An 834-nucleotide genomic window follows, 5' to 3' on the forward strand; every position below is an offset into this window, starting at 1 on the left:
CCACTTTGTGGTTCATGACTGGGGTGAAGTCGTAACAAGGTAGCGCTAGGGGAACCTGGCGCTGGATCACCTCCTTAAACGATGATTATTGCGATGAGTGTTCACACAGATTGATACGGTTTATGAAGTTTAAGAGATAGAACATCCCCCAAGATGTTCACTTAGTGTCCCGTTCGTCTAGAGGCCTAGGACACCGCCCTTTCACGGCGGTAACAGGGGTTCGACTCCCCTACGGGATACCATTGGGTCGTTAGCTCAGTTGGTAGAGCAGTTGACTTTTAATCAATTGGTCGCAGGTTCGAATCCTGCACGACCCACCATTTCTCGATGGGGCTATAGCTCAGCTGGGAGAGCGCCTGCCTTGCACGCAGGAGGTCTGCGGTTCGATCCCGCATAGCTCCACCATTCGAGGAACTTCTTCCACTAAGAAGTAAAACTAATGTGGGCGATTAGCTCAGTTGGGAGAGCACCTGCCTTACAAGCAGGGGGTCACTGGTTCGAGCCCGGTATCGCCCACCATCTTTGAACATTCTCTCTTGAGAGTTTTTAAAAATGGTTACTTCATTAGAAGTGATTAGCTCTTTAACAATTTGGAAAGCTGACAAAACAACAATTTATTGTTGTTTGTAAAGTTCTCAAAGTATTCATTTATGAATACAACTAAAAACACATTCAAGTGTTCTTGGAATTTGAGTCCGGCAAAATCGAATGTCTCTCGCTCATTCAAATAATGAGAGACAACTTTGGTGATTTGATTATCAACTCGAAACTCCTTCGGGTTGTATGGTTAAGTGACTAAGCGTACACGGTGGATGCCTTGGCAGTCAGAGGCGA

Annotated in this window: 4 tRNA genes and 1 rRNA gene; all 5 read left to right on the plus strand. The window is 46.0% G+C overall.

Annotation, left to right across the window (positions count from 1 at the left end):
- A 16S ribosomal RNA gene (locus tag R7093_RS24745) occupies positions 1-77 on the plus strand; the annotation flags it as partial.
- Between the two features lie 89 nt (positions 78-166).
- A tRNA-Glu gene (locus tag R7093_RS24750) sits at positions 167-242 on the plus strand.
- A 2-nt stretch (positions 243-244) separates the two neighbouring features.
- Positions 245-320 (plus strand) — tRNA-Lys (locus R7093_RS24755).
- A gap of 9 nt (positions 321-329) precedes the next feature.
- Positions 330-405 (plus strand) — tRNA-Ala (locus R7093_RS24760).
- Between the two features lie 38 nt (positions 406-443).
- Positions 444-519 (plus strand) — tRNA-Val (locus R7093_RS24765).
- The last annotated feature ends 315 nt before the right edge of the window (positions 520-834 follow it).

Source organism: Vibrio sp. 1580 (assembly GCF_033340055.1).